This window comes from Bradyrhizobium sp. USDA 3240 (genome assembly GCF_054063295.1).
Genome location: NZ_JBSSGD010000002.1, coordinates 5,810,301 through 5,836,766, shown reverse-complemented (window position 1 = coordinate 5,836,766; position 26,466 = coordinate 5,810,301). Strand labels below are relative to the sequence as shown.

Below are 26,466 nucleotides of genomic sequence, written 5' to 3'. Positions count from 1 at the left end.
GTATGCGTGCGGAACTGATGAGATCCCCAGACCCGCGGGGCGAGTACAGAAGCGGCTCGTCCAACGCTCCGCCTTTGAGACATCGCCGCATCGTATTGGTCGTGATGCCGACGCCCCCAACAACAACGTGTCGCTCGATGCATCACTCAAATGAGATCGCCTAGGTTTTTAGTCCCGGCATTTGCTGGAGCGGATTGAGTTTGAATCGTTCTGGCTGGGAAGTTCAGCATTTGCAGATGTATTGGTAGGGTGTGAGGCCCTTCAGGGTCTTCAGCCGCCGAGCGTAGTTGTAGGCGGTGATGAAGTCGGCAAGGTGAGCTTCGAGCTGATCGTGTCGATCATAATGGTAGCGTTGGACGGTCACTTCCTTGATCGTGCGGTTCATGCGCTCGACCTGCCCATTGGTCCAGGGATGCTTGATCTTGGTCAGCCGATGTTCGATGCCGTTCTCTTGGCAGCGCATATCGAACATATGTGTCACGTATCTTGCTGTCGGGCCGTCCGCGTAGCGCGGCAAGAAGGTGAACTGGATCCCATTGTCGGTGAGAACCGTATGGATCTTGTAGGGGACAGCCGCGATCAGAGCTTCGAGGAAGGCCGAGGCGGAGGTCCTTCCCGTCTTCCTAGTCTTACTGCGTCACAAATCATGACGGCGCATCGACCTGGATTTGGACTGCGCAGCACGGACATCTACGTAGCCGGCTAACCAATGCGCTGGTAAGGCGCCGCCGCATGGTAGCGATCGAATTCGGAATATGACGCTCGGTTCTGAGCGGTAGCGCCCCGCGGCTTTTGATTTTTGGGAAGCGCAAATTCTTTGACGAACGCGGGCCGACGAGGTCGTGAGGGGGGAATCGTCTCCCTTTCGGAGATCAGGAAGCCGTAGGCGGCGATGCATAACGTGGCGTGGTGATGGAAGCCGCGCCAACCACGCCCTTCATAATGCCCCAGGCCGACCTCCTGCTTGAGCTCTTGGTAGTCGCGTTCGATGCGCCATCTGAGCTTGGCGAAGTTGACCAGGGCGCGGAAGGAGATGTTTTCAGGCAGTGTCGAGAACCAGTATTTGGTCGGCTCCGCCTCGCCGTCAGGCCATTCGATCAACAGCCATTCCTCCGCACGGGGCTCGCTCAGCCAGTAATCGCGATTAGCGGGACGGACCCGAACGCGTGCAAAGCGCGAGGTCAGCCAATCAGCACTGCCTTCGCGCCATCTGACATTGCGCCAGGCCGTTCTCGGCAGCGCGAGCGCCTTGACTGAGCAGGGCTTATTTTTGTCGTCGCGCCGGATCAGCTTTGGCGGCCGCCCATTCCCAGACCATCGCTTTGGTGGCAGCGGTCTCGTGCCTGGTGGCCAGACAGAGGTGTGCGGCAAGATACCGGCAACATAGCGCAACCCCAGTGCCGTCACTTCCCCGCGCAGCGCGGTATCGGCCCCATATCCCGCATCCATCAGCACAACACCGCGTGCAATGCCCGCTGCACACGCCGACCGGATCTGCTCCAGCGCGATCTCAGGCTTGGTCTTGAAGGTGACATCCTTTGGTACGCCCGCCTTCTCTCGGCGATCCTCATCCTCGGCCCAACTTTCCGGCAGGTACAAACGGTAGGCGATCGGCAAACTCGCATGATGATTGGCAATCGATAGCGAGACCGCCACTTGGCAATTGTCCTGCTTGCCAAGCTGACCGCAGTATTGCCGTGCCACGCTAACCGAATGCCGCCCTTTCTTGGGAAAGCCAGTATCATCGATGATCCAGGCCTCGATCGGACCGTGTCGCTCGATCTTGGGCTGGACCATCTCTCGCACCTTGCTCAAGACCTTCTCGTCCGACCATCCGCCCGCGCCGACGAAATGCAATAATGTTGATGCTGGGCCGCCGTTCGCTCCGGGGCTGTTATCGCCGCCATCGGCTCGACGCTTTTGCGATCCCCGGGCAGCATCAGGCCAACACAGTAGTCCCTCAGCGGTCTCGTCCGATCCGCGTGCCCGATCACGCTCGCCAAACCCTCGACATAGGCCGTAAATCGCGATTCACCCTGGTTACCGCTTCGGCTACCCATTCCAGCTCCCCCTCGCGTGAGTCCCTCGGGTAGCCGATTCGTCGTCAAAAACGTCCGCGACTTTCTGACTCAGTAAGACTAGCCAGTTGTACGAAGGCGAACTTGCTGGTGCGACCGATTGCGACGTAGAGGTAGAGCTTGCCTTCGGCGGTCTGGAGCTCAGCGATGTCGATGTGGAAATAGCCGATCGGATAAGCCTTGAACTTTTTCTTCGAAGGCTTGCCGCCTTCAACCTACGGCAATCGGCTGATGCCGTGGCGTTGGAGGCAGCGATGCAGGGACGACCGCGTCAGATGCGGGATGGTCGGCTGCAGGGCATAGAGGCAACCGTCGAGCGGCAGCAGTGTATGCCGCCGGAAAGCGACGATGACCGCCTCCTCCTCGATGGAAAGGACTGTCGAGTTGGCTTCCTTGGGGCCTGTCGAACGATCGGCGACGGTCTCGCGCTGCTTCCACTTCGCGACAGTCTTCTGGTTGATCCCGTAGCGCTTGGCGAGTGCTCTCAGGCTCTCTTGACTATTTTGTATTGCTCGACGGACTGCCTCCGTCGTGGTGGCGCAGCCGTGTAAAACTTGTCCCATAGCGCATCCTTCGAACCGTGCGACAAGAATGCCCAATCAAAGCCCGGGACTAAACACCTAGGGCAAGGTGGCCGCGCCAGTGGCCTACGTCGTCTGGAGCTGCTTGCGCTCAGTCGGCGAAGACCGGTGATCATCCCGGCATCTTGCTCATAAATTTGGTGGCGCCACGTACACCATTTGATGTTAGCTGCCATTTGAGTGACGTCGCGCAGTCCGTCGAGAGACCGAGCTCGGGATTCAGGAAAATTCGGCCGCGGCGGGGCCGCTGCAGAGAGCGCCTCCTGAAGAAAGAGCCCCGACCCAGGTCGAGGCTCTCGTTTCACCGCGCTAGTGCGTAGAGATCATTATTTGCCAAGCACTGGGCTGAGCTTGTAATTGAGCCGCGCTGTGATCAGATCGACGTCCTGGTGGACGCGATCCACGCCGGCACCTGGGAAGGCTACATTGGTGCCCTGCATGAACAAACGGTCATACTCGACGCCGGCGGACCAGCTCGGCGTAAGACTGACTTCGACACCGGCGCCCAGCGCGCCACCCCAACGCACATTGCTGCTTTTGGCAATCTCCGTACCAGTCGCCACTGAGTCGATGTGGTAGGTGTTGCTGGTCACGGCGGCACCGCCCTTGGCGTAAAGCAGCACGGCATTGAATGCGTAGCCAATCTGGCCAGCAAGCAACCCGAACGCATCCGTCTTGGTGCGGAGGGTGTCGGCCGGGAAGGCGGTGCCAACATTGGAGCCGCTGAAGTCGGCCCAATTGCCCTGGCCCTCGATGCCGTAAACCATATTGAAGATCTGCCAACGATAGCCAATCTGGCCGCCGATCGAACCACCTGTCGAATTATGACAGCCCTCGGGAGTGACGCCATTGAAGTTCCAGCAATTATGGCCAGCCCCCCAGCCGCCATTGATACCGATATAGTAGCCGGTCCAGTCAGTGATCGGGGCCGCGATGGGCATCGGCGGCGCCTTTATATTGACGGGCTGCACGGCGAAGTCCGCGCCAAGCGCCGGTGCCGCTGCACTGAGCGCGACAATGCTTACAGTCAGAATCAGAAAACTCTTCATTTCGAGTGTCGTTCCTTTCGGTGCCCCCCGGCGCTGTGCGTCTTAACAACATCGACGCCGATTGCTGTAACTGCAGGACAACAATCCTTCGGGAGAAATGCGTCGAACCGCACGCAGCGTCAGATTGTGGAGCGTGCAAGGACGTCACGCGCACCCGTCAGCGAAATGGCCGAATCTGGCTGGAGCTCACACGCAAAATACGCCAATGGAAATTCGGATCAGTCAAACGTTGGAAGACGTGAGGCATTATGGTGCAGCGTGCTCCTTGGGACTGCGGTTTCGCATCGCGGTGCGCCGTGATATGGGGTGTAAGCTCCCCGTCAAGAACCAGCGCGAGAGCCGAGCTGCGTAAGTCCTGCCGGTGCGTGATGAGCTGCTTGGCGAGTGCTCTCAGGCGGGCCGCGCTTTATCAAGCCGTTGAGGATCACCCGATCGCAGGGCACGTGCGATCACAACGCGCGCGGCGTTGCGGCGCCTTCAGCGCGGCGAACGATATGAGTGGAGGAAGGTCAGATCGGTCACCATCGGCGTCGGCGTTCGTTCTTGGCTGAATGACGGGGCAAACCCGGCGAACCGGATCTCTCTTGCCAGTGGATGTGCGAGGAAGCCTATTGCGTGGTCGCATGCGCAAGCTCGGCGCGCAAATTGCGTATCGCCTCGTTTGCAAGATGGAGTGCATTGCGTTCGCCGTTCCTTACCGAGCTCGCCAGTAAATCGCGCAATCGGCGATGAAGGACGGACTTCAGATTGTGCGCTAGGATCGGATCACTCTCGACAAAGCGCCACGCCTTATCAAACGCCACACTCACGAGAGCCTCTGGCGCCTGGACCTGCTGGGATAAGTCGTGATCCATCTCAAACTCCACTGCAACGCCCTTCAAAGACAAATCAGTTTGCCCCAAACGAAACCGAGAGCATGTGGCCAGCGCTCAAATCGGTTTGCGATCTTGCTCGCGCATCGAGCTACGCTCGGCGCCATAATGGACATCATATAGATGCTTGTTGAAGTTCGGATGACCGAGCGTCGTAATGTCAATCAATTGGAATTGATCTCGGAGCGAGTGAAGCTAACAACGCAGTACAAGCGTCTCTAGCGGTACCGCTTGAGGTCCGCTAACGGTGCAAGGCGTTGTTTCAGGCGATCAAACTTCGCTCGTGCTAGTCGCAGCTTCAACACGACCATGGCGGTCGGGGTCGTCCACCATTTGCAGATCTCAAGCGAACAGCCTAGTCGTTTTCTGAGATGTCGGCTTCCGATCAAGCCCGGTATATTCCGGACAAGTATTGTTGGTGTTGTGACATGTGTCGGGGCATTATCTTGCTCGCATTATGGATCTAAGCCCCGTACAAGCCGAACACGTTAGAAGAGGATGAAAAACGCCAGCGCCGATCGGGCCGGAATTGATCCAGAGTGCGCCGGATCGGGTCCACGGGCGTGGTGTGGCGCGTTGAGGCGCTCGATCGGGTTGGTCGAGTGCAGGTTGGTTCGATGCTGGGGCAGGAACGTCATGTAGGCGAGCACATCGGTCTCGGCCTCGTCGAGGAAGCCAGCAAGCTTGAGCAGCTTGGGGTCGGCGACCTTCCGCCCACTGCGCTTGGGCGGTCTCGGCATCGTCCTGGGCAAAGGCGGTGGCGATGAAGGCGGAGACGACGCGCGGTCCGCTCTTGCCGGCATGCGACCAACGCGTTGCGCATGAAGTGCACGCGGCAGCGCTGCCGAGTGGCGTTGAGCACCTTGCTGATGGCGGCCTTGATGCCCTCGTGCGCGTCGGACACAACCGGCTTGACGCAGCGCAAGCCGCGGCAGGCGAGCTTGCGCAAGAACTCCGTCCAGAATGTCTCGGCTTCGGAAGGGCCAATATCCATGCCGAGAACCTCGCGGTGGCCGTCACTGTTGACGCCGACCGCGACAATCACCGCGACCGACACATGCGGCCATTCTGGCGCACCTTCACGTAGGTGGCGTCGATCCACAGATACGGCCAGTCGCCCTCGATCGGGCGGGCGAGGAACGCCTTCACTTTGTCGTCGATCTCGCCGCACAGCCGGCTCACTTGGCTCTTGGAGATGCCGCTCATCCCCATTGCCTGCACTAGGTCGTCTACCGAACGGGTCGAGACGCCCTGCACGTAGGCCTCCTGCACGACGGCGCAGATCCTCTTCATGCGTAAGACCGTATGTCCGCCTCTACCGATGAGGTGGCTCGCCCTACACTGCGCGTCCGAGGGTTGCTCGGGCGAACCGAGCCGATCCTCATCACAGGAGGACGAGCCGTGGCAGATTATAGGGAAGCATTCGTCGGAATCGATGTGGCCAAGCTGAGAAATGCCGTCGCGATTGCGGATGCAGGCCGGGAGGGGGAGGTTCGGTTCTTCGGCGAGGTTGATGCTTCGGCCACCAACATGCGCCGCGTCTTAGGGCGGATCGCCAACCGGTTTGACCGCGTCCACTTCTGTTACGAAGCCGGCCCGACTGGCTATGGTCTTTATCGCCTGATCCGGTCGCTCGGCCACCAATGCACGGTGGTGGCGCCGTCGCTGATCCCAAGGAAGCCGGGTGATCGTGTGAAGACGAACCGCCGGGACGCCGTTTCTCTCGCGCGGCTGCTACGCGCCGGCGAGCTGACGGCGGTATGGGTTCCCGATGAAGGTCACGAAGCGATGCGCGACCTCGTTCGCGCTCGATCGGCAGCGGTTGAGACGCTGCGCATCCACCGGCAGCAGGTGAGCGCCTTCATGCTCAAGCATGGCCGCACCTATCCCCGCAAAAAGGGCTGGACGATGCGCTATTTGCGTTGGCTCCAGGAACAACAGTTCGACCACCCCGCACATCAGATCGCGCTACAAGAAATGGTCGAAGCAGTTCGCGTCGCCAGGGACCGGGTCGACCGGCTCGAGCGCACGATCGAAGAGTTCGTCTCGACCTGGTCTCTGGAGCCGCTCGTGCGGGCGCTTCAAACATTGCGCGGCGTCGATCTGGTCGTCGCAGTGACATTCGCAACCGAGGTCGGTGACGTGAGCCGTTTTGAGGGCCCACGTCAACTTATGGGTTACCTCGGTCTGGTGCCAAGCGAGCGATCGACGGGAGAGGCTGTCAGACGTGGCGGCATCACCAAGGCCGGCAACGGCCGTGTTCGCCACATGTTGGTCGAAAGCGCCTGGACATATCGACACCCGCCGAAGATCGGCAAGACAAAACTATACCGGCTCGAACAGACGTCGCCAGCAGTGCGAGAGATTGCTTGGAAGGCGCAGAGCCGCTTGACGGCCCGGTACCGGAAGCTGGCGGCGCGCGGCAAACGAACGACGGTGGTCTGCACCGCTATCGCCCGTGAACTGGTGGGGTTCATGTGGGCGGTTGCCAGGCAAGTGCAGACAGCCTGATCGAGCGCCCTTATCATCGTGCATGGGCGGAGGCGGGACCACGGCAGAGGGAATGCCCGTCAGACGCTTTGTGGCCGGCAAGAGCGCCGACGCCCGCAGTAAGATAGGAGCAGACCTCGGACGCACAATCGGGAATGCGGTAGCCAACCCGCGCATCAGAGCTTGATCACCGACGTCCTTCGGTTCCGCCTCCACCTATGCACGACCATCTCTATGAATAGCCGATCGACGACGATCGGGGCGGTGCTCTGCGTTCTAATCCTTGACAGCGGACATCAGAGCGTCGTTCTCAGGCCACAGCTTTGAGGTCTTGACGGCAAAGGCCCACGGAAGCAGTTGATCGATGTCGCTGTTTGGATGGCCGTTGACGATCCTGGTGAGGGCGTCGGTCAGGTAAGCGAGCGGATCGACGTCGTTCAGCTTACAGGTTTCGACCAGGGAGGCGATGGCGGCCCAGTGCTCGGCGCCGCCGTCGGAGCCTGCGAACAGCGCATTTTTCCGGTTCAGCGTGATCGGACGGATCAAGCGCTCGACGACGTTGTTGTCAAGCTCGATACGGCCATCATCGATGAAGCGCGTCAGGCCATCCCAGCGTGTGAGCGCATAGCGGATGGCGTCGGCCAACTTGCCCTTTTGGCTGATCAACGCGAGCTTTGCGCGGAGCCATCGCTCGAAGGCTTCCGCCAGCGCCCGGATTGTCTGCTGCCGAACGAGACGGCGCTCCTCGGCGCCGCGGCCACGGATGTCCCTTTCGATGGCGTAGAACTCGGCGATATGCTTGAGCGCCTCGCTGGCATTGGGCGCGGGGATGGAGTCACGTGTGAAGTGCAACGATTGATTTGAGTTTGGAGAATGCCTCGGCGGGTGTCTTGAAGTCCAGGCATTCGCGTGGGGTATCGAGCCGCCTGAGGGCGGCTGCCGTAATGTACCTGAGGTCGGTTTTGCGTGGTAGAGAGCGTCGTAAGCGCCCGATGGAGTTTTCCACGCCGCCTTTTTGCCAGGGACTATGGGGATCGCAGAAGAAGGTTTGGACGCCGAGGGCGTTGTGAAGCCTGTGATGCTTGGCGAACTCGGTTCCGTTGTCGAAGCTGATGGTTTTGCGGATCGCCTGTGGAAGCTTGCCAAGTTGACGGGCGATGGTCCGAGGGGTGAGGACAGCTTTCCGATCGCGTGGATGCAGCACGATGCTGAAGCGGGCTTGTCGCCGGTGGAGAACCAGCAATCCTTGGCCATATCGCGCGAACAGCATGAAGTCGGCTTCCCAATGACCCGGCGTCCCGCGGCCTTCGACCTCGGAGGGTCGTTCATCGATCGAGCGCCGTTGTTTAATGAAGCTGGCAGGGCTGCCGCCTGGGCGTCGCCGGCGCCCTCGTCTGAGTTTATGGCGCGGCAGCAGGCGGTGCCAGTAATCCTTCTGGGCCGTACGATGATAGATGAAACGATAGATTGACTCGTGGCTGATCATGACGCGACCATGCTCTCGCGCCAGTCGACCAGCGATCTGCTCCGGCGAATGTCCCATCGCAAGGCTTTTGCCGACGCAGTCCCGCAGGGCCGGCTGGCGCGCCAGCTTGAAGCGGCCATCCTGCCGTCGCCGACGTTCGGCCAATTGTTGAGCCCGGACAGGTTCGTAACCGCCCCTCCAGACCTTGGTAGGCCGCGAGTTGCGCTTCAGCTCCCGACTTATCGTCGACGTCGCGCGGTCAAGCGCAGACGCAATATCGTTTCGAGATTTACCGCCTGCAGCCAGGCGGTAAATCTCAACGCGCTCTTCAAGGCTGAGCTGGCCATAACATTGTCCCATCGCCACAACACCCTAGAGCGTTTCACATTTTGACTGAAGCATAACCGACGTTTGCGAAGTAGTTTGGCATTCGCGAGGCTGGATGTCCTGAACGAGGTGACCGATTTGGCGCCAAGTGTCTTCGACGGTGCGCCTCTGAGCCTGCCGCATCCAGTGTTTGATCTTGGAGAAGGCCTGTTCGATCGGGTTGAGGTCGGGCGAGTATCGCGGCAGGTACCAGGGCCTGGCGCCAGCAGCCTGGATCATCTGCCTGACAGCTTTCGACTTGTGGCTTCCGAGGTTGTCGAGAATGACGATGTCGCCTTCGCGCAGGGTTGGCAGGAGAAGGTGCTTCACATAAGCGCAGAAGCATTCGCCGTTGACGGGGCCGCCGAAGACGCAGGGTGCCGTGAGTTGGTCATGGCGGAGCGCGTCGAGGAATGTGAGGGTACGCCAGTGACCGTGCGGGGCGAAGCCGCGCAGGCGTGCGCCCTTGCGGCGCCAGCCCCGCAAAGGGGCCATGTTGGTCTTGATCCAAGGGTGAGTAGGCCGGGGGATTTTCACCCCCGGCCTCTCGCAGAACGGTGCGTGAACCTCTCGGTTCACACCGCTCCCGTCAGGTGAACGTGGTCGTTCCGAAGAACTGCCAGTGCACGAACAGCTCCGCGTTATTCCGAGCCAGCTTTCGCAAGAACAGCGAAGCACCGGTTTTGTGGAGCCGGAAGCGCTTGTACTTTCGCATGATCCACGCCTTCAGCTTCTGATTGACGTAGTCGACCAGAGAGAACAGCGCTGAACGGCTGAACCGACCATAATAACCTATCCACCCCCGGAGGAGTGGATTGATCTGTTGGGCAATCTCAGCCAGCGTCCCCGGCGTTTGCCGGGGAATGTGCACGCTTCGGATCGTTGCTCGCATGGCCTTCAAAGCTGTCGGACTGACCGCCGGGGTGTATCCACAAAAGAATTCCTTCCGCTGTGACGTTGCCACCTGCCGCGGCCTGAACTGATATCCGAGAAAGTCAAACTTGACCCTCTGATACGTTCGCCGACGCCTGTTGTCCATGCAATAGACGATCTGCGTCTTTGTCGGGTGCATCTGAAGTCCGCACACCTCCAACCTCGCCTGAAGCTCCGCCCTAATGGCCTCTGCTTCTTGCTCGGTCCGGCAGTGCACCAGTCCGTCGTCGGCATACCGACACCAAGGGAGGTCGGGATGTGTCCGCGCCATCCAGATCAAGCACGGGCTTGCGGTGACCGCCCATCTTGCCAGGCGCAACCGAGCCGGTCGCCCGCTGCCGCTGTGACCACTTCACAACCGACGAGACCGCAACACCAAACCGTTCCGCCACAGATCGGCAGCTCTCGCCCGCTAAAACCGACGCCACCACACGCTCGCGAAGATCCAGGGAAAGAGGTCGGGTCATGCGATGCTGGCCTCCAATCCAGTCAGCATCTTGAATCATAAACCGCCAAAAACCGGAATTCCCTCCGATTCAGTTAAGCAATGAAATGCTCTAGTTGCAGCGCCAGGCAGATGTGCTTGGCACTCAAAGGCCCACAACGATACGAAACCGCCCATCAGCGCCGGGCGTTTGGAACAGACGCCGCCGAAGTGCACGCTTTAAGCAGGCGGGCATTTACTCGCTGGCATGCGCGATCGCTCGTGTCGGCCGGCGCATATCGTGCTCTTCAATCGACCGGAAGATGCGGCCTCGACGCAAGTCCTGTCCTCCGCAAGCAGGTAGAGGCGCCGAGCCGTGCTAGCCTCGGCTTGAGCCGATCAATAGTTTCGAGAGAAACTGTCGAGCGGTGTTACTCAAGAGCGGTCTTACCATCAACCCGAACAGGCCGACCGCCGAGACGGCAACAGCAAAGACACCGAGGGCACTCCAAACAGCCATTTTCATTGCGAGCCGGTCTCCTTGGTTTGGTTGATATGCTTGCCTGGGCAGTATCGCCAAAAAATGTCCGAGTGACGCCTACCAGAAATGGCTGGCATCACAGAACCACCTCGCGCCGCGTATGCTATCTTATTCGGTGGATCGTTGATTGCTTGGAGAAGGCAGCGCAGCGCGCCGTGCGCGATGAACCGGGGCCAGCTTGCATGAAAGCCGTCTGTTCGACCAAGTGGTCCTCGGTGCAAAGGCGGCGTATTCGGATTTGTCGCTGCCCACGCGGAGGGACTTTCGGGATGTCATCCGATGTCCGTGATTGTAGAGCGACTTCTGCATCGAGTATGAACGGGGGGCATGCCGCTAGGCACATTAGCAGATCGCAACATGACGCGAGGTTGACGGAATATCCCTTTTGCCGATAATTGAAGGTGTCGAGGTTCTCCGGTCTCATTAGGCCGGAGCTAAGAGGGAAGCCGGTGTCAATTCCGGCGCTGTCCCCGCAACTGTGAGTGGCGAGCTGTCCAACGAAGGCACTGAAGCCTGACGGTTTCGGGAAGACCGGATAGCAGCGCTGAGCCGCGAGCCAGGAGCCCTGCCCCGCCACTATCTTCGTCCACCGGCGGGTGTCCCGGTGGTGCGCCAAGCAGCGGTCGCTCGCGCGGCTTCTTCTGCCTGCGTCCGCCATGGCCTTTGCCACCAATATGGGGTTAACGCTATGTCTCTTCTCTCTCTTCCGGTTGCCACACTCGGAACGCCACGCATCGGTCCAAGGCGAGAGCTCAAGGTTGCGCTCGAAATTTACTGGGCCGGAAAAATCGCCGAACAGCAGTTGCTCGAGGATGCAGCTGGCCTACGTGCCGCAAATTGGGCTCGCCAGAGGTCTCTCGGTGTCACCGTGATCCCATCGAACGATTTCTCACTGTACGACCAGGTGCTCGACACCAGTGTCATGGTTGGTGCCATGCCAGAAGCCTACGAGCCGAATGCCGGATCCATTTCGCTCAAGACATACTTCGCCATGGCACGCGGGGCACAATGCGACGGTCAGGATGGGAGTTGCGGTCACCCGTCGCGTGGATATGGCGCACCCGCGCAGGAGATGACCAAATGGTTCGACACCAACTACCATTACATGGTCCCGGAATTTCACCCGGGGCAGACTTTCAGACTATCCTCTCGCAAACCAATCGAGGAGTACGAGGAAGCCAAGGCCCTTGGCTTTCAGACGCGCCCTGTCCTGATAAGGGCCGGTTACATTCTTGAAGCTTGGCAAGAGTGCCGATCCTGCGTTCCAGCCACTGTCACTGCTAGATGACCTGATACCGGTCTATATTGAGCTTTTGAAGGAATTGGCCAAACGCGGGGCAAATTGGGGTCAATTCGACGAACCTTGCCTAGTCCTTGATCTGGATGAGAGTTCGCGAAAATCCTTGGTACATGCTTATGACCGGCTCGCAGGAAGGGCCGGCCATCAAGATCATGGTTGCAAGCTATTTCGGTGGCCTCTGCGACAATCTGGACGCTGCCCTGCGCCTGCCTGTTGCCGGGCTGCACGTCGATCTGGTTCGCGCGCCAGAGTTATTGAGCCAGATCATTGCGAGTGGCGAGTGACCTCGTCATGTCGCTCGGCGTCATAGACGGTCGGAATGTTTGGCGATCGAATTTGTCGGCGTTCCGCCAGCGACTGGCCTCCGCGATTGCGAAGCTTGGTAAGGACCGCGTACAGATCGCCCCATCCTGCTCGCTGCTTCATGTGCCGGTCGATGTTGAACTCGAGACCGGGCTCGCCTCCGACGTCAAGAGCTGGCTTGCTTTCTCGGTTCAGAAGATGCGTGAGCTTGCGACCTTGGCGCGGGCACTCGCAGGCGACCAGAATGTTGCGAAAGCTCTTGTGGAATCGGAGTGTGCCGCAGCCGTCCGCGGGACGTCGCCGAAGATCCGAGATGCCAATGTCGTTGTCCGGCTGAGTGCGATCAACCAGGCCATGCGCCGGCGGCCCAGCCCATTTGCCAGTCGGGCCGAGATCCAACGCAAGCGCTTCGGGCTTCCAGCGTTCTCGACCACGACCATCGGATCGTTTCCTCAGACCTCAGAGGTCCGTAATACCCGGGCGGCGCATGCGCGAGGCGCGATGAGCGACGAGCAATACGACAAGTTCCTCAAGGAAGAGACGGCGCGCGCCGTACGTTGGCAGGAAGACATCGGTCTGGACGTGCTCGTCCATGGCGAGTTTGAGCGCAATGACATGGTGCAGTACTTCGGCGAGCAACTCTCCGGCTTCGCATTTACCAAAAACGGTTGGGTGCAATCCTATGGCTCGCGCTGTGTCCGGCCGCCGATCCCGTTTGGAGATGTCTCGCGGCCGAAGCCGATCACGGTGGACTGGTGGCGCTATGCGCAGTCACTAACCAAAAGGCCGATGAAGGCGATGTTGACCGGACCAGTAACGATCTTGAACTGGTCGTTTGTTCGCGGGGATATTCCCCGAAGCGAAGTCTGCCGTCAGATTGCGCTCGCAATTCGAGATGAAGTTAGAGATCTCGAGAATGCGGGTGCTTCCGTGATCCAGATCGATGAGGCTGCACTACGCGAAGGCTTGCCATTGCGTCGTGCGCAGTGGACCGTTTACCTCGAGTGGGCTGGAGATTGCTTCCGCATCTGCTCATCGGGCGTCGCCGAACAAACTCAGATTCATACCCACGTGTGTTACTCAGAATTCAACGACATCATCCATGCGATTGCTGCCATGGACGCAGATGTCATCTCGATTGAGACTTCGCGATCGAAGATGGAACTGCTCGACGCGTTCAGGAACTACAACTATCCGAACCAAATTGGGCCAGGCGTGTACGACATTCATTCCCCACGCGTTCCCGAGACCGGCGAGATGAAGGAGCTCATGGCCTTGGCTCTGAAGCGGCTGCAGCGGTCGCAGCTCTGGGTCAATCCGGATTGTGGCTTGAAGACACGCAAATGGGAGGAGGTTCGCCCGGCACTTGTCAACATGGTCGCTGCGGCCCGCGAACTGCGCGCTGCATCCGCTCCAATAGGCCATTGATCCTTGGTCAGGTCTTTCGTCGAGCTGATCGGCTTAAGGAGATCTCGATAGTCCCGGGAGAGCCTTGGTGAATACAAAAGGCCCGGCCGCGTTTAGCGGCCGGGCGGAAGTCGAGTCTGGGAGGAGCGACGCTGTTAGGCATGGCGGCCACTTCCATCGGCAGAGGGAGCACGGCCGACGGCTCGATCTCGGCGAGGACATTCGCCGAAAATCTAAGTCCCAGTTAAGGCACAGGATGATCGTAACTCAATTATGCCCTGGTATGCGCCCAATATAGCCAAGGATTAGAAGACTACACCAAGGTTGTTGCTGATGAGGACTGTCTCAACGACTCGCTGAGTCGAGCATGGGTGGGCGATGATGTGGAGCGATCGCCATGGAAGGCAACGAGCCGCAAAACGTGGTGCGCTCTCCTGCCCGCAAACAATACGCTCAATCACCGAGACATATCAAAATCGCGCTCGCAAGGACCTCATCATCACCAATGAAATGAGCAGCTTGAGTTAGGCCAGATTCGGTCGGTCGTTGGTCAAACCGTTGTCGCCCGATTGGAATCCTCGGTTCCAACGAGTGTTTGAAATCTACGTACGGCTCGACGTAGTGGGTGTGACGACGCTTGTAGATAGCTCGGGACCGGATGCCAAATCGGCGTGCTATCAGCCCCGCGATACTCCTAACCAGAAGCCGATTTGGTGATGTTGATCTCCGATCGGAACCGGATCGGGTTGGCTTCGGTTCAAACCGCCCGACTGTGCGTAGCCCTCGACCCAGGGAGGTGCGCGTCGAACGAAGATGCGACGCTCCGGACGAGAAACTCTGCGCCATCGACCACGGAAAGTCGACCGTCGTCCAGTACGGCAACTCCATCTGCGATCAGGTTGGCGAGTCGAGAACGATCGACGACGGCCAGGCTCGGATCCTTGCCGTAACGACGGCATGTCTCGCAAAGATCGACTGCCATGCCGCACATGAGTCGCTCGATGATTTCGGCGCGGAAGCGATCGTCGTCGGCCAGCAAATAGCCCTTCATGGTGGCCAGCCGTTCCTCGGCGATGCGAGCAAGGTAGTCCTTTATCGACACAGCGTTCGCGACGAACCCTTGTTGCATCTGGCCAATGGCGCTGGCGCCGAGTCCAAGGAGGGTGTCCGCCGAATCATCCGTATAACCTTGAAAGTTGCGCCTCAACCTGCCTTCCTGCCGTGCCAGGGCGAGATTGTCGTCCGGCAGGGCGAAGTGATCGATGCCGATGCGTACATATCCAGCGTCGACCAAAGCTTGCGCGATCGTTTCCGATTGGAGGTGTCGCTCGACGCTGTCGGGCAGAGTGGATCCATCGATCTTGCGTTGATGCTTCTTAAAGAAAGGAACGTGCGCGTAGCCAAACACCGAGAACCGATCCGGATGCAGTGCGAGGCATTTGGAGAGAGTGTCGAGGCAGGAAACGACGGTCTGCTGGGGCAGCCCATAGAGCAGGTCGAAATTAATCCGGCCGATGCCGGCGCGGTGTAGAAGATCGACCGATACTGCGGTCTGTTCGAAGCTCTGCAGACGGCCAATGGCCCGTTGAACAACCGGATCGAGGCTTTGGACACCTAGGCTCGCCCTGTTGACCCCGCAATAGCCTAGCGCCTCGGCCATCGGCTCGGTCAATATGCGTGGATCGATCTCTACGGCGATCTCGGCATCAGGCAAAATTGCGAACGAATAGCGCAACGAGGCGACCAGATCAGCAAACGTTTCAGGTGTCATGATCGTCGGCGTGCCGCCGCCGAAGTGGACATGGGAGACCGGTTGTCGTCGACCGATGGTTTCTCCAATGAGGTAGGCTTCAGTTCGCAGTGCGGTTGCATAGGTCGCGAGCGGCTCCTGGCGTTTCATGACAGATGTGTGGCAGCCGCAGTACCAGCACATGCTTTGGCAAAATGGCACGTGCACGTAAATCGAGGCGGACTGCTGGCCGCCTAACGACTTGAGCCACGCTTGATAGTCGGATTCGCTAACTGACGCCGAGAAATGGGGAGCCGTCGGATAGCTGGTGTAGCGTGGCAGGGAGTGCTGCCCGTAGGATTTTGCCAAGTCGGGTCGCATTCTTCTTCTCTGGGTCCAAATCGCAGATACGCCGGATAGGTTTACGCCGGATAGGTTTTTGCGCTGCGTCAGTTTAATGGTGGCTGATGGCAGTGGCGAGTCTGAAGCCAGATTGGTAGGGCATGCCCACGGCGTATATCGTCCCTGGATCGCGATGAGCGGTGATGCCGCAGCATTGGGCGGCATGCAAGCCAGTTCTCGTTTTGATCCAATTGCATGAGCGAAGGGAGAAAGTATTCCTCTCCCGAAGGATACTAGCCGTCCCTCGTGAGGCCATGTAGCGGGCTGCCGGCCATTCCGGAGGAAAGAGCGACCGAACTCCGTTCGGCTTCAGCTTCTTGCTCCAATTCTAGGATATGCGCTCTTAGCGCATCGGAGGTTGTGCGATGCTCTCGAAGCAACAGATCGATGGTCATTGTAGGCTCCATGGAGGAACAAGGTAGCAGGTCGCTCGAGCTAAGGGTCAGTGTCCTTCACGGCGCCGCAATTGTTCGCGCTGTTCTTGCAGAATTCGCATTTTCGCCGCGGCTTGCGACTTAACCCAAGTTCTGCGCATAGCGGCTGGATGATCTGAAGTCACGCAACTCGACTCGGCGTGAGGTCGGTAGGGCAATAACGCCATTCTGCTCAAGTTGGGTAAAGGCGTACGACACCGTCTCGATGGTCAACCAAGGTAATCGGCAACATCCTGCCGTGACATGGGAAGTTCGATCGCAGCGTTCTTGGTAGCGCGGCGAGACATATCGAGCAGAAAGGCCATCACCCGATCTTCTGCGCTGCCGATCAGGAGCATTGAATGTTGCTTGAAAGAGGCAGAGCTCCCGCGCCATACCGTCCCACAGCTGTCGCGTGAGCTCCCTCTCGTGACTGGCGCGAACAATGACGGCGGAGCGCTTCACCATGAGCAGATGCGTCTCACAGATCGCCTCGGCCGAAGAGATATGGCTTTCTCTGGCCTCGAAGCCGAAGATGTCACCGGGCAGATAAAATGCACCAATCTGACGGCGTCCGTCCTCCAGAATCTTGTAGGTTCGCACAGCACCTGACACCACCTGATACAGGTATTCAGCTGCCTCATCCTCGCCGTAGATCTCGCTGTTGCGAGTGAACCGCATCGGTGCCGCAATCATACCAAACGGACCACAACCCTGCGGCTGCCTGCGCAAGACGCTAGTCGGATGTCGGCTGATCTCGTGAAAAGGTGCGGCTAGGCGGAAGCGCAATGCCTTAGAATGTGGCAGGTCGATATCGATCGAGCTGCCGGAGGAGCTGCTCACGGACAGTCTTGCCACCAAAATCACCGGAGAGCGGCAAGGCCAGCCGTTGAGCCGGATCAATATGTCACCCGAGCCAAGTTCTCGGGCTCACGCGTGCGCGCGTATCCGATCATACCAAGCTCGTCGTCCAGGTGGACCTGGCGTAACTGATGAGGGGAGCCGCCAATATGCGCGTTGTCACAGCGGCGGCCGGCCGGTGGCTGGAGAAGGATTATTGGCCAGGTCATCCTAAGGCGGAGAGCCGAAATCGGCCGTGGACGAAGGTGCCGGATCCGCCCATCACCAGCAGGTCGAAGCTTTGGTGCGCCGCGAGCGACAGGAGGGTGCACCCCGCTGACCGGGATGCCGGGAGTGAAACGACCTTTTGCAGCAAGGCCGACTTTGTATTGCCCCAAATGCTCCGTACAATTTTCCGCCGGAAGCCTGTTGGAGCGGCGATCGCGACAACGTGACAAAGCGCGTTTGGCTGACGCCCTGGGCGCTGCAGGCGTGCGATCGATCAGGCAGGTCGTGTATACAGCTGCGCTGCCGGGTTCGAGTTTGAATTTATGCTGTTCAAGGAGAACGCAGACACGATAGAAGAGAAGCCCTTTGACAAATGGGTTCCGTTAACGCGTGGTCCATTCGGTTACTCGATTGCGCGCTCTGTCGCACACCAGGAGCTGTTCGGTGAGATCTTGGTGCTTTGTGACAAGGCCAGAATACCTCTTATCGCGCTGCACTTTGAAACGGGGCCTGGCGTCATTGAAGCGTCACTTCATTATTGTGTTGCTGGAGGCCGCGGATCGAGCATCGCATTCAAATCGATGATAAAGGCGTGGGCGCAAACGCGGGGAATGATGGCCACTTTCATGGCCAAGGTTTTTGAGAAATGGCCCGGCCGGTCCGGACATATTCACATCTCAGTTGCGTCCGACGGTGACAATGCGTTCCACGACCGCGACAGGTTCCGCAGTATCTCAAAACAGATGAGTCAATTCATTGGCAGACAGCTGAAATACATGAGTGTTTACTGTGTGCTCGCCGCACCGAACTTCAATAGCTACAAGCGGTTGGTGCCCGGCTGCTGGGCTCCAGCCTGTCCAATAGGCGCGGACATGAACCCATATCTCGCGCTCTCGTGCGCGATCGGTTCAGGCATTCTCGGAATCGAAGAAGATGCTGCATTGCGGGCTTCGATCGTCGGTGATGCAAGCGAGCCATACTTCCGCTAGACTTCCGCAAAGCACCTAGCGTAAGCTCCATGCTGCTCCAATGGTTCGTGATGTCGGCTTGACCTCGGATCCTTGTCAGGATGCACAGCCCCTTGCAAGCCCGCGGGCCCGAGCGTATCGGCGATCGGCATCACCAACCGCACGTTTCCGGCTGTTCGATCGGCCATTCTGTTCCAGTTCGTCAGCTCCTCGAAAGCGAACCTTCTTACCATTCGAACCTCGGCTCAAGAGGTCGATGCTGCCTATAACCGAACGTCGCGAATCTGGGATGTCCGCTCCGCAAATAGGCTACCGGCGAGAGCTTTATGGTCTTCAGTTGGATAAGCGGTGCTGGCTCTCCAGGAATTCCAACGGAGTACGCCGGCAGAGAGGGGGACAAAACTCTATTCAAGCAGGCCGTGAGCGCCACCAGAACAAACCATGCGGAGATGAAAGCGAAAATTGAGCTGACGCGCGCAAGCGGGCCAGCTGCAAAGGTCGCCGGCACAACACGTTGCGTCATCGACGCAATGGTGTAAGTCGGGTCATCATCTGCTCCAACTGTACCGGCAAAGGCTCCGATTTGGAGCTCGAGCGATCCATACGGCAACTTTTCACGTGACTACTCTGGGAACAACGACGTATGGGGCGCGTGCGCTGGACCTCAGACGATTTCAGCGGGAGCAGTCAACCAGTGGGACTCAGCGGGAACAGCTCCGTTCAGCCAGGCTCGCTCGATTGTCCAGCTTGGAGCATGATGGGCGGTATCGAGGGCGGCTGCTTGGTGATCTTGAGCCGCGTTATGCTGCGCCTGCCGTCGACGCTTACGGGCACGTCGCCATCGATCGTGGCCCGGCGCATGACGCGATGCTGATCGCCATAATCGTTGACCGCGTAGTGCAACGTTGCGCAGTTGTCCCATATCGCGACGTCGCCCTCCGTCCAGTTCCAACGCACGGTGTTCTCGGCTGCAGTGATATGATATTGGAATAAGTCGAACAGTTTCTGACCGTCATATTTGGGAATGTCGACAAAACGCTGTACCAACGCGCCGAGCAATAGCGTGCGTTCACTGGTCTCGGGGTGGACGCGGACGAGAGGATGCTCGGTCTCAAAGATGGTTCTGGTGAAGACATCGTCAAAATGCTTCTTGTCGACTTCGCGGACACGGGCCATTCCGGCGTAATCGAAGAGGTTGCTGTGAACGGCCCAGAGGCCGTCGGCAAGCCGTTGTAGCGGAGGCGGCAGATCGAGATACGCGGCTGCTGTATTCGACCACAGCGTATCGCCGCCGAACGATGGGATTACAACGGCTCGTAGAACCAGAATCTTCGGATATGCGTCGGCAAAGGTCCCGTCTGCGTGCCATATGTCAGCGCGACCTCCGCCGCGGGTGGAGTCGAGCTCAAGGAGCGACGCAGTTCCGTTGGCAGCACTGAGCATCGGGTGCGGTACCAGCTTTCCGAACCGAGCTGCAAAGCGCTCCTGCCCAGCATCATCAAGATGGCTCTGGTTACGGAAGAAGATCACCTTGTGCTCGAGTAACAGACCACTGATCGCAGCGATGATCTGGGTCGGCAAATCGCCCGTGAGCCTCAGATCTTTGATTTCGGCGCCGATGCGCGCTGCCCGTTTCACAACGTTGCCGCGCGGAATGACATCATCGATCAAAGGTGTTGCACTCATCGTGACATATCTCCCACGTCTGGTCGTCGCTTCCTCGTCCCAGCCAGTGAATGATCCACAGCAAGCATTGTGCCAGGCGAAGGGACCGCGCCCCAGGCGGCCATGTACGACACGGACACTAAAGGATTGGAATATTTGGCGCGAGCCGGCCAGGGACTGAGCTCAGGCGCAACTATGCCGCTTCTAATCGTGGCTCTAGCCGGGCAAGGCGCGGCCGTTGAGCAACTTCGGATGCTCCAAGGCGTGGATCTGAGCGCTTCTCGTCCACGCATAGCGCCTTCGCTGGCGGGGCGACGTAAAGGCCGACTACATCGGCGGCTTTGGCCGCAACGTTCGGGTCATTGCTCTTCCACCAGACTGGCGAGCCGCGAGGTCAATCTTGTGGTTGTGCAGGGGCCGCCAGACATATTGGACATCAACATCGCCCGGCGCCTCGGCCAGCAGAGGGCGGGTGGTCCAGCGCGCAAACCCTTGCGCGGGGCGCCTTATCCAGCAGCTTGAGAATCCGCATGTCGGTCGTCTTCGTATAGATCGCAGCTTGCCGGGCCGCGGCTTGTCTTGCAGCCCTTCAAGACGTTGCTCAGCATAGCGATGCCGCCAAAGGCTGACAATCCGCGGCTAGACCCCAACTTCCTTGGCGATCGACCGGGGGCCGCGTCCGGCCGCCGCCAACAGAAGTATCCGCGCTCGCTTCAAATCACGCTGCAATGTCACCGGTGAGGGGCAACAGGTTTCAGGCACTTGCGATCTTTCCTCGAAAAGCGCACTTCTCTTGCTTCGGGTATTATCTCGCTTGAATCACGACTCTCGTTCCACGAAAAGTGGGTGCTAGGGTGAGCAGGGGTTGATCGAGGCGGGTGTGGAGAGCCTTTCGTTCGAGCAGCACAAGAAAGCCTGTTCAATCGAGATCGCGCAGAGTCATCGAAGGGGAATACACCTCAGTTGATAAGCGGTCCAATCGACATGTGAAAGCGGCAGTCGTGACGCCGTCACGGCGACTTCAACGCCTCGTCGATCCAGTTCCGCGGCATCCTTGTAAGCAGATCAACGTCCCCGGGTGTGCCAAGATACTGTGCTCCAACGGTTTCACGGCCGATTGGCCCGGCCGGCTTTGCCGGACCTTGCGCTCGCCACGCCGGGCCGCGGCAGAAACGGTTGTCAAGAGTCCAAGCCGCGCCGAGCGTCGAAGCTTCTATGGGTGTAGCCCGCAAGGCGGAAGCGCGCTGTTTGGAGCTTGGAGGGCTGCGAGAAGAAGGGAGGCGGGCCGTTGTCCAAGACGCTGCAAATCTGCTACTGGCGGGGCGAAGAGCGGCATGATGAGGGCGCGCTGCGCGGTTTACGGAATGTGGAGCGCGTCATGGTCGAGTAGGTTGCAGCTTGGAACAGCAGCGGCGACACGAAGCACGCCGGGTGGAGAATTGTGGACACACGATGCGAGGTTGGCAAAGTTGGCTGGGATTGAAAAAGAGACGCCGAGAGTAGCGTGACACCATGGTCTGGCCTTATTTGAGGCGGAAGTCGCCGGTCAAAAGTGCAGGTGCTATATTGGGAAAGGCGAAATATGTCGAATGAGCGGAAAAGCATTGTCTGCGCAGGACAGATCTTGGTTGATGGCAGTCCAATGCGCTGCAAGGTCCGCCACCTCACGGCATCCTCCGCAATCGTTCAGACGCCTGACGCGCGTTTCATGCCCGCAACCTTTGGGCTGCGCGTTCTAAGCGCGGACGTCGATACGATATGCCAGGTAGTTTGGCGTGATGCGCGCCGACTTGGCGTGACATTTTTGAGTTAGTCGACAACAGTTGCCCAGACGCATCACCGTCCTGAACTCGGACCCTATTGAGTTGTAGGTTTGCAGGACACTTCGACTTGATTTCGGCCGGTGCCGCCGCATGAGGCGCATCGAATCGCTCCTGAAGAGCAAGCGTCAACCACGGAGTGAAAGACCTGAAGACAATTTGAGCTGGACGTGCGGAGCCTTCATCGACCACGCGTCGACGGTCACTCTCCTGCGTAACTGTGAGTACTACAGATATCCGCGAGCAGCGCACCGCTACCGAGCCGATGCCAGTTATGATCTCTCGCTCGGGCAGATGGCCGTGGCGCACCAGCCGTTGGCGGCCATCATCGGTAACCTGCGGCGTGCCTGCCGAGCCAAGCCGCCACTTCGGCCTCCACGGCCTCCATCAGCAGCGCTCGCGCGCCGTTGCGAAAAACCTCGGTAAGCGGGTCCGCGAAACTTCCTGGCTGGGAAAATTGAAAACCGTTAGTGTCGGTCACGGCGTATCTTCCTTCGATAGAAACTGGAGGCTTCGAACACCACCACGATACGCCGCCTTACCTCTTCATGCTGTCACCAACTTTCGCCCATAGCCCATCCGGTCGATCCACTTGGATGACCTTATCGAATCATCGATTCAGCAATTGTCCAGAAACCTGTTCAGCCTCTTCAACGCCTCCGGGATGCGACCTGTCAATAGGTTCCGTCGTATTTGTTTCGGCTGGCGGAGATGTCAATCGGCGTTCGACTGGGACCCCCTATCGGCATCCAAAAGGGACCCCTTTGATCGGCGTGCTCTGCTGGTAGCGCTCGGGTCGTCGGAGCTGGTCGGGGTTGCGGAGACGGCGCGAGCGCGGGTTGTTTGAACATCGTCGCGGCTTTTGAATCGCCAGCTGTCGTTGCCGGTCTCGACGATGTCGCAGTGATGGGTCAATCGGTCGAGTAGCGCGGTGGTCATTTTGGCATCACCGAACACACTGGGCCATTCGCCGAACGCAAGATTGGTGGTGACAATGATGGAGGTGCGCTCGTAGAGCCGGCTGATGAGATGGAACAGGAGCTGACCGCCGGATTGCGCGAACGGCAGATAGCCCAGCTCGTCGAGAACGATGAAGTCCATGCGGGTCAGATGCTCGGCGAGCCGTCCCTGCCGACCGTTGCGGGTCTCGGTCTCGAGCCGGTTGACGAGGTCGACGACGTTGTAGAAGCGTCCTCTGGCGCCATCGCGGATGCAACTTCTGGCGATGGCAATCGCCAGGTGGGTTTTGCCTGTACCGGTGCCGCCAACCAGCACGACGTTGCGTTGTTGGGCGATGAAGCCGCCGCCAGCGAGATCATTGACGAGAGTCTGATTGATCGGCGTGCCGTCGAACTGGAAGTCGGCGATGTCCTTGGCGAGCGGCAGCTTTGCAATGGTGAGCTGGTATTTGATCGACCTGGCTTGCTTCTCGTTGATCTCGGCGTTGAGCAGGTCGCCGACAATGCGTTGAGGCTCGTGCTGGCGCTTGACGGCAGTTGCCATGATCTCGTCGAAGGCAGCCTTCATGCCGTAGAGCTTAAGTTCGCCCATGAGGTCGAAGATTTGGGTTCGTTCCATCAGATGGTCCTCCGGAGGTTGTCGTAGCGGGCACAATCGGCGATCGGTGCATGACGGAGCGTCAGTGCGGCCGGCGTCATGATGTTGGCCGGTGGGGCGGGTTCACGTTGACGGGCCAGGATATTGAGAACGACATCGGCGGAATGGACGCTGTGACTGAGCGCTTCGGCACAAGCCGCTTCCACCGCGGACAGACCGTCAGTCAGCACCGCGGTGAGGATGTCGACCATCTGCCGATTGCCATCGTCGGTGCTGGCCAGCTTGCGCCGGATCCGCTCGATCGCGGCCGGCAGCACCCAGTCTTTGAAGGGAGCACCGTTGCGCAAGGCGCCGGGTTTGCGGGCGAGCACCGGCACATAATGCCAGGGGTCGTAGACGGTATCGCCGCGGCCAAAGGATCGCGGGTGCTCGGCAACGATACGTCCATCCTGACGGATCACGATGCGATCGGCATAGGCTTGAACCTCGACCGGTCGTCCGACTGCACTGGCTGCGACCGAGTACTTGTTGTTGTCGAAGCGCACCAGGCAGGTCTTCGAGACCGATGCTGTCACCGCATGGAAGCCGTCGAAGCGGCCGGCATAGGGAACGAGTTTGGGGCGTTCGGCTTCGAACACGTCCCAGATCGTCTGATCGACCAGCTCCGGATGGCGATGAGCCTTGGCGTAGGCGATGCACTTGTCGAGCAGCCAGGCGTTTAACTCGTCGAGGTTTTTGAACCGCAGCCGCGGCGTGAAGAAGCGCTCCCGGACCAGCCCGACCTGGTTCTCGACCTGCCCCTTCTCCCAGCCCGACGCTGGCGTACAGGCGACCGGATCGACCAGATAGTGGCTGCACATCTGCAGGAAGCGGCGATTGTAGAGACGGCCTTTACCGACAAAGATCGTCTCCACCGCGGTCTTCATGTTGTCGTAGATGCCGCGGGTGCAGGTGCCTTTGAACAGGGCGAATGCCCGGTCGTGGGCGTCGAACACCATCTCCTGCGTCTCCCGCGGATAGGCCCGCACGAACAGCATGCGACTGTGACAGAGCCGAACATGAGCAGCCTTCACCATCACCGTGGTGCCGCTCAGCAGGACCACCTCGTGGCTCCAGTCGAACTGGTAGGCTTCGCCTGGTGCAAAGCTCAGCGGCACATAAGCCGACGCTGTCGAGGTGCCGCGTTCCTTGGTCCACCGTCGGGCGTATCGACGAACCGCATCATAGCCGCCGGCATAACCCAGGCCGCGGAGTTCCTCGAATAGCCGGATCAGCGTCAGCCGTTCCCGCGCCGCCTTGCTCTCATTCCCTGCCAGCAACCGATCAAGCTCGGCACTCCAGGCACCCATCTTCGGGAGCGGCTGCGTCTCGCGCTCGTACCGGAACTCCGTCGCTTGAGAACGAATGACCTTGCGAACCACCTTCCGCGATACGCCAAGTTCTCGGCAGATCGCCTTGATCGGACGACCATCAACAAAGTAGGCGCGACGGATCTTACCAATCGTCTCCACCACCAGCATCCCAACCTCGGCTTCCATGACTCGATGGAAGCCACTGTGGACCCTTATCCCGGGGTCCCGATTGGATGCCGATCACCCCGAAACGGGGTCCTTATTCCATGCCGAAACACAGCGGAGACGCAGGACTTTCGGAAAGGAGTGCGCCTTTTGGAGGTCAAGGACTTCATTCCAACAAAGGTGTACCTACAAGTTCGTTCTTCGAATTCTTTGTTGATTTCTAATGCCTCTGACAGGCTCACGCCTGTCGATGCCAGGACCAGAAAACGGAGCTGATTCTCTTCGGCCAGCTCGGCGTGGCAAAGCTTCATGTCGGCTTCCAAGAGGGAAGTCTCACAGTTCTAGGCCACGCTCTGCGAGCAGCCGGTGCATGACCTCGCCTTTTATCTCGGCTGCGATTTGGTTTCGGACTTGGGCTCCGAGCACCCGCTCGGCATCGACGTCGCCTACCAGACCATGTTCGGCCAGTCGCTGATCCAGACGGCTTTGAAACTCTTCGCCCATGGCTTCGACAAGCCGGTCCTGCATCGCTGCATGTTCGTCCGGTGCGATGCGCCTCAGCACCGTCTCCCAAGGTTGCCAGCGGGTGGCCATATAGTCGGTGAATTGGTTCGCTTCCCTCTCCCGGACCAGGTCCAGCGCCTCCGTCGCATCATCCTCGCTTACGCGAGAGACCGCCAGGAAGCGCATGTCAGGGGCGACGTGACTGAGCTCCAGCGGCTCGCGCAGCCGATGTTGATAGGCCAAGTAGACTTCCACGTCGTCTATGTCTGGGTCGAGGCTGAGGAGCGAGTTGACCCTGTCGCGCGCGATCTCGTCAAGCGCCTCCAAGCGGAACGCAACACGGCCGCGCTGGATCAGTTCGCCAAGACGATCGTCATAGACGCCGCGCCTCGACATCAGCGTTGAGGCGCGCGGTCTGCATACCGTTCCAGTGCAAGGTAACTCGATCCTCGCAGCTCGCGTTGGCCTCGGAAGCCTGTGTAAAAAACTGCTCGCGCAATCTCGGATTGGCCGCCGCCTGCCGCAGATCATCAGCCACTCTCTGCCGAAACTCGTGATTGCCATAGTTAACGGTCTCTCGTAGCCCCTCTAGGAACCAGGCGGCTGTCGCAACGGTGCCGAACTCTAGCGCCGTTTGAGAGGGCAAGGCTTTAAGGGATCACTGCGCGCGGTGGCGGAATGGGCCACGCGACGGCGACGCGCCGAGACTATCAGCCGTCAACAATTGCACGAGGTCCCCGCCGCCAGGACGATCGCGCAGTTGTTGACGACGAAGCGCGACCACCTAAGCAAGGCCGAGACCGTAACGGATGCCGGTATTGAACAAAGCGTTCCTATGCTGGCCGATGCCCACGCTCTCGTTGGCCGCTTCCACGCGATGATCAGAAAGAGGGGCGAGATCGAGTTCGAACCTTGGATAGATGAATCCAAGCGGAGCCTCATTGGCTCGTTCGCGAATGGCATCGCCAAAGATAAGGGCGCGGTGCACGGCTAACACTGATCTTCCCCCGAAAA

The 26,466-nt window shown here is 59.3% G+C and carries 13 protein-coding genes, 12 pseudogenes and 1 riboswitch; of the genes and pseudogenes, 4 read left to right on the top strand and 21 right to left on the bottom strand.

The features are described from left to right. Nucleotides 1-160 precede the first annotated feature (160 nt). The 7 genes and pseudogenes from ACVIGA_RS28215 to ACVIGA_RS28185 all read right to left on the bottom strand — a co-directional run. Nucleotides 161-622: pseudogene (locus tag ACVIGA_RS28215) on the bottom strand (integrase core domain-containing protein); the annotation flags it as partial. An 80-nt stretch (nucleotides 623-702) separates the two neighbouring features. Continuing rightward, nucleotides 703-1,953 carry an IS701 family transposase gene (locus ACVIGA_RS28210; protein WP_456670905.1) on the bottom strand — a complete coding sequence of 417 codons (1,251 nt, stop codon included), beginning with the start codon at nucleotides 1,951-1,953 and terminating at the stop codon, nucleotides 703-705. Beyond that, nucleotides 1,938-2,060 (bottom strand): annotated as a pseudogene (locus ACVIGA_RS28205) (hypothetical protein); the annotation flags it as partial. The pseudogene ACVIGA_RS28205 and the gene ACVIGA_RS28210, both read right to left, overlap by 16 nt. 83 nt (nucleotides 2,061-2,143) lie before the next feature. Continuing rightward, a pseudogene (locus tag ACVIGA_RS28200) lies at nucleotides 2,144-2,641 on the bottom strand (IS481 family transposase); the annotation flags it as partial. A 344-nt stretch (nucleotides 2,642-2,985) separates the two neighbouring features. Further along, nucleotides 2,986-3,708, bottom strand: a complete 723-nt coding sequence (locus tag ACVIGA_RS28195) for an outer membrane protein (protein WP_456668697.1) — start codon at nucleotides 3,706-3,708, stop codon at nucleotides 2,986-2,988. Between the two features lie 608 nt (nucleotides 3,709-4,316). After that, nucleotides 4,317-4,562 (bottom strand): hypothetical protein, encoded by a 246-nt coding sequence (locus ACVIGA_RS28190; protein ID WP_029085045.1) that lies wholly within the window; start codon nucleotides 4,560-4,562, stop codon nucleotides 4,317-4,319. A gap of 593 nt (nucleotides 4,563-5,155) precedes the next feature. After that, nucleotides 5,156-5,870: pseudogene (locus tag ACVIGA_RS28185) on the bottom strand (IS256 family transposase); the annotation flags it as partial. 111 nt (nucleotides 5,871-5,981) lie between these two features. On the opposite strand from ACVIGA_RS28185, the gene ACVIGA_RS28180 reads away from it, so the two are divergent. Continuing rightward, nucleotides 5,982-7,091 (top strand): IS110 family RNA-guided transposase, encoded by a 1,110-nt coding sequence (locus tag ACVIGA_RS28180; protein ID WP_173643979.1) that lies wholly within the window; start codon nucleotides 5,982-5,984, stop codon nucleotides 7,089-7,091. 255 nt (nucleotides 7,092-7,346) lie between these two features. Here ACVIGA_RS28180 and ACVIGA_RS28175 read toward each other — a convergent pair. The 5 genes and pseudogenes from ACVIGA_RS28175 to ACVIGA_RS28155 all read right to left on the bottom strand — a co-directional run. Then, nucleotides 7,347-7,898 (bottom strand): annotated as a pseudogene (locus ACVIGA_RS28175) (IS66 family transposase); the annotation flags it as partial. A 7-nt stretch (nucleotides 7,899-7,905) separates the two neighbouring features. Further along, nucleotides 7,906-8,895 carry an IS30 family transposase gene (locus tag ACVIGA_RS28170; protein ID WP_456668696.1) on the bottom strand — a complete coding sequence of 330 codons (990 nt, stop codon included), beginning with the start codon at nucleotides 8,893-8,895 and terminating at the stop codon, nucleotides 7,906-7,908. Nucleotides 8,896-8,917: 22 nt separating this feature from the next. Further along, nucleotides 8,918-9,411: pseudogene (locus ACVIGA_RS28165) on the bottom strand (IS630 family transposase); the annotation flags it as partial. A gap of 79 nt (nucleotides 9,412-9,490) precedes the next feature. Then, entirely contained in the window at nucleotides 9,491-10,105 is a 615-nt protein-coding gene (locus ACVIGA_RS28160; protein WP_456670904.1) for a group II intron maturase-specific domain-containing protein, read from the bottom strand. Between the two features lie 4 nt (nucleotides 10,106-10,109). Beyond that, nucleotides 10,110-10,301 (bottom strand): annotated as a pseudogene (locus tag ACVIGA_RS28155) (helix-turn-helix domain-containing protein); the annotation flags it as partial. An 888-nt stretch (nucleotides 10,302-11,189) separates the two neighbouring features. Further along, a riboswitch (cobalamin riboswitch) is annotated at nucleotides 11,190-11,386 on the top strand. Between the two features lie 101 nt (nucleotides 11,387-11,487). Between ACVIGA_RS28155 and metE the strand changes: the two are divergent. Next, nucleotides 11,488-13,830: pseudogene (gene metE, locus ACVIGA_RS28150) on the top strand (5-methyltetrahydropteroyltriglutamate--homocysteine S-methyltransferase). Between the two features lie 736 nt (nucleotides 13,831-14,566). Here metE and hemN read toward each other — a convergent pair. The 3 genes from hemN to ACVIGA_RS28135 all read right to left on the bottom strand — a co-directional run bounded on the left by hemN (nucleotide 14,567) and on the right by ACVIGA_RS28135 (nucleotide 17,256). Beyond that, the gene (gene hemN / locus ACVIGA_RS28145; RefSeq protein WP_166104083.1) at nucleotides 14,567-15,919 is read right to left on the bottom strand and encodes an oxygen-independent coproporphyrinogen III oxidase; all 1,353 of its coding nucleotides are present in this window, start codon (nucleotides 15,917-15,919) and stop codon (nucleotides 14,567-14,569) included. A 254-nt stretch (nucleotides 15,920-16,173) separates the two neighbouring features. Then, nucleotides 16,174-16,335: a hypothetical protein gene (locus tag ACVIGA_RS28140; RefSeq protein ID WP_456668695.1), complete on the bottom strand. Its 162-nt coding sequence runs from the start codon at nucleotides 16,333-16,335 to the stop codon at nucleotides 16,174-16,176. A gap of 120 nt (nucleotides 16,336-16,455) precedes the next feature. Beyond that, entirely contained in the window at nucleotides 16,456-17,256 is an 801-nt protein-coding gene (locus ACVIGA_RS28135) for a cyclic nucleotide-binding domain-containing protein (RefSeq protein WP_456668694.1), read from the bottom strand. Nucleotides 17,257-17,690: 434 nt separating this feature from the next. Between ACVIGA_RS28135 and ACVIGA_RS28130 the strand changes: the two genes are divergently transcribed. After that, entirely contained in the window at nucleotides 17,691-18,410 is a 720-nt protein-coding gene (locus ACVIGA_RS28130) for a hypothetical protein (RefSeq protein WP_456670903.1), read from the top strand. 699 nt (nucleotides 18,411-19,109) lie between these two features. On the opposite strand, the gene ACVIGA_RS28125 is transcribed toward ACVIGA_RS28130, so the two are convergent. The 6 genes and pseudogenes from ACVIGA_RS28125 to ACVIGA_RS28100 form a co-directional block, all read right to left on the bottom strand. Next, complete coding sequence (locus ACVIGA_RS28125) at nucleotides 19,110-20,075, bottom strand: TauD/TfdA dioxygenase family protein (protein ID WP_456668693.1); 966 nt, start codon at nucleotides 20,073-20,075, stop codon at nucleotides 19,110-19,112. Nucleotides 20,076-20,273: 198 nt separating this feature from the next. After that, nucleotides 20,274-20,863, bottom strand: a pseudogene (locus tag ACVIGA_RS28120) (helix-turn-helix domain-containing protein); the annotation flags it as partial. Between the two features lie 1,245 nt (nucleotides 20,864-22,108). Continuing rightward, a pseudogene (locus ACVIGA_RS28115) lies at nucleotides 22,109-22,355 on the bottom strand (IS256 family transposase); the annotation flags it as partial. Nucleotides 22,356-22,588: 233 nt separating this feature from the next. Continuing rightward, entirely contained in the window at nucleotides 22,589-23,452 is an 864-nt protein-coding gene (istB, locus tag ACVIGA_RS28110) for an IS21-like element helper ATPase IstB (RefSeq protein ID WP_166107168.1), read from the bottom strand. Further along, nucleotides 23,452-24,951, bottom strand: coding sequence for an IS21 family transposase (gene istA / locus ACVIGA_RS28105; RefSeq protein ID WP_166309211.1), 1,500 nt, complete (start codon nucleotides 24,949-24,951; stop codon nucleotides 23,452-23,454). Before istA ends, istB begins: the two co-directional genes overlap by 1 nt. A gap of 330 nt (nucleotides 24,952-25,281) precedes the next feature. Further along, a pseudogene (locus ACVIGA_RS28100) lies at nucleotides 25,282-26,053 on the bottom strand (NEL-type E3 ubiquitin ligase domain-containing protein); the annotation flags it as partial. On the opposite strand from ACVIGA_RS28100, the pseudogene ACVIGA_RS28095 reads away from it, so the two are divergent. Further along, a pseudogene (locus ACVIGA_RS28095) lies at nucleotides 26,051-26,440 on the top strand (ISL3 family transposase); the annotation flags it as partial. The pseudogenes ACVIGA_RS28100 and ACVIGA_RS28095 sit on opposite strands and share 3 nt — an antisense overlap. Nucleotides 26,441-26,466: the final 26 nt, after the last annotated feature.